Here is a 2,331-nt window from a genome sequence, read left to right as displayed (position 1 = left end):
ACCGAGATCGCTCCGACGTGGTCTGAATGCTGGTGGCTGTAGACCACGTGGGTGATTGAGCGGCTGGTCACGCTACGGATCGCTCGGAGGATGTTGTGGGCGGCGGCCGCGTTGGAGGACGGTGCCCTCGCAGCGGAGGGTGCCGCTGGCGACCGTCACCGGGCGGAGGAACTTCACGTTCAGGTCCAGCGAGGTGTAGCCGACGCCGGCGGGCAGGGTGGTGTGCACCGAACAGGCGGCGGTGTCCAGCAGGGTGGAGATGACGCCGCCGTGCACGGTGCCGAGCGGGTTGTAGTGGAACTCCTGCGGCACCAGCTCCACCGCGACCCGGCCCTCGTCGGCCTCCATCCGGGCCATGTCGATCAGGTGCATCACCGGCGGGGCGGCCAGCTCGCCGGCGATCATCGCGCGGAGCAGCTCCAGGCCGCTGCGTCGGCCGATGTGCGCCGCGCCCGCCACCGGGTCGGACCAGGAGAAGGTACGGCTGCGCGCCGGATCCTGCGTCTGTGTCATGGACTCAGCCTGGCAGCGCGTTGCTGAGTCTGTCAATCAGACCTAGCCTGGTCGGCATGAGACCCTCGGCACTGGACTGGTCGGTGGAAAACTGCACCATCGCCCGGCGATGGCGATCCTCGGCGAGCGGTGGACCCTGGTCGTGCTCCGTGAGGTCTTCAACGGCATCCGCCGCTTCGACGACATGCGGGTGCGGACCGGCATTCCCCGACAGGTGCTCACCAACCGGCTCGCCACCCTGGTCGAGCAGGGGGTGCTGCGCCGGGAGCCGTACCGGGAGCCGGGCAGCCGGGTGCGCCACGAGTACCGGCTCACCGAGAAGGGCCTCGACCTCTGGCCGGTGCTGGTGGCCGTGCTCGGCTGGGGCGACCGCTACCTCGCCGACCCGGAGGGCCCGCCGCTGCGGGCCACCCACCGGGACTGCGGCGCCGAGGTCCACGCCGAGCTGCGCTGCGCCGCGGGACACGAGGTGGCGGACCCGCGCGATGTGCTGCCCCGGCCGGGCCCGGGAGCGCGCCGCCGGGTCGACTGACCGGCGGCGTCTTCTCGGGTACGCGGGCCGCGCGCGGACGGCGGTCCGCCCGCGCGCCGCGGGAGTGCCTACCAGCCGAAGCCGTTGGCGTACGAGACGGTGGCCAGCACCGCCTGGCCGCTGGTGTTCGGGTGGAAGTAGTCCCAGGTCGACACCTGGCTGAGCACGAACGGGTAGTTGAACACGGCGTTGTCGTCGAAGTCGCAGTTCGCCCCGTACGCGGCGCAGGCCTGGGCGAGCTGGCTGTTGTAGTCGATCACCCGCTGCCGGACCCGGGCCCGCCGGTCGACGTCGGCCTGGGCGGTCGAGGTGGGGTTGGCCAGCATCGACTGGCAGATGCCGAACGCCGACCAGGCGCTGCGGGCGCTGCCGCTGCCCTTGCCGATGAACCAGAGGCGGTGGATGTCCGGCACGCTCATCACCGCGACCCGGGCGTTGGGCAGGCCGGCGCGGATCCGGTTGAGCGCGCTGTCGATGTTGGCCCGGAACGTGGCCACCGGGGTCATGGTGGCTTCCGAGCTGGTGCAGGCGTCGTTGGCGCCGATGAGCATGGTGACGTACTCGACGCCCTGGCCGACCGCGGTGCCGGCCTGGCCGTACATGTCGGCGGACTTGGCGCCGCTGCGCGCGTCGTTGAGGTTGCGGCCCTGGATGGTCGGGTTGACCGCGCGGATGCGCAGGTAGTGACTGTTCACGGTGGAGTAGTCGCCGGTGCTGAAGGACCGCGAGGTGCAGTCGACGTACCAACGCAGGCGTTGAAGCCGCGGGTGATGGAGTCGCCGATGCTGGCCATCGAGGCCGGTGGTGGGATGGCGGCGGCGGTGGCCGGGTCGGCGCCGAGCAGGACGAGGGCGGTCAGGCCGGCGAGGGTGGCCAGTACGCGTCGGGGGATGGTCATCGTGGCCTCCGGATCACGGGTGCCGGGAATGCGACGGTGACCGGATGGTATAGATGACAGTCAGTGTCCACAATGTTGCGGCGCAGTTACCTGTGGCCGCCGGGTGAATTCGGGCAAACCAGGGTCTTGAATAGGATCTTAAACATGTGAATACTTCACTCAGCCCGGCCGGTTCCCCCAGCTAGGCCGGGTCGGTCCAGGGCCCTCACCACGAGTTGGGCCCCTCACCCCCATCCGGGAGGCTGTTCATGCGACCCACGAGGTCATCGCTCCGTCGCGCCGTCACCGTCGCCGTCGCCGGAACCCTGGTAGCCGGCTCGCTGCTCGCCGCGCCCGCCCAGGCGGCACCCGCCTCGCCCGCTTCGCCCGACGCCGCGGCCGGCCTGGC

General features: G+C 71.0%; 4 protein-coding genes and 1 pseudogene. 1 reads left to right on the top strand and 4 read right to left on the bottom strand.

Annotation, left to right across the window (positions count from 1 at the left end):
• Both JNW87_RS41910 and JNW87_RS37795 read right to left on the bottom strand, forming a co-directional pair.
• A partial coding sequence (locus JNW87_RS41910) for a hypothetical protein (protein WP_375373600.1) occupies window positions 1-71 on the bottom strand: 71 nt, incomplete at its 3' end.
• 1 nt (window position 72) lies between these two features.
• On the bottom strand, window positions 73-513 hold the full coding sequence (locus JNW87_RS37795) for a PaaI family thioesterase (protein WP_238455377.1): 441 nt from the start codon (window positions 511-513) through the stop codon (window positions 73-75).
• A gap of 56 nt (window positions 514-569) precedes the next feature.
• On the opposite strand from JNW87_RS37795, the pseudogene JNW87_RS37790 reads away from it, so the two are divergent.
• Window positions 570-1,045, top strand: a pseudogene (locus JNW87_RS37790) (winged helix-turn-helix transcriptional regulator).
• Between the two features lie 68 nt (window positions 1,046-1,113).
• On the opposite strand, the gene JNW87_RS37785 reads toward JNW87_RS37790, so the two are convergent.
• Window positions 1,114-1,740 (bottom strand): GDSL-type esterase/lipase family protein, encoded by a 627-nt coding sequence (locus JNW87_RS37785; RefSeq protein ID WP_238455376.1) that lies wholly within the window; start codon window positions 1,738-1,740, stop codon window positions 1,114-1,116.
• Window positions 1,737-1,943 (bottom strand): hypothetical protein, encoded by a 207-nt coding sequence (locus JNW87_RS37780; RefSeq protein WP_238455375.1) that lies wholly within the window; start codon window positions 1,941-1,943, stop codon window positions 1,737-1,739. The genes JNW87_RS37785 and JNW87_RS37780 overlap by 4 nt, the downstream gene beginning before the upstream one ends.
• Window positions 1,944-2,331: the final 388 nt, after the last annotated feature.

It is taken from the genome of Micromonospora sp. ATA51 (assembly GCF_016802855.1).
GTDB lineage: Bacteria > Actinomycetota > Actinomycetes > Mycobacteriales > Micromonosporaceae > Micromonospora > Micromonospora sicca.
Note: the sequence above shows the minus strand (reverse complement) of the source record. Positions and strands in the feature narration are given on the sequence as shown.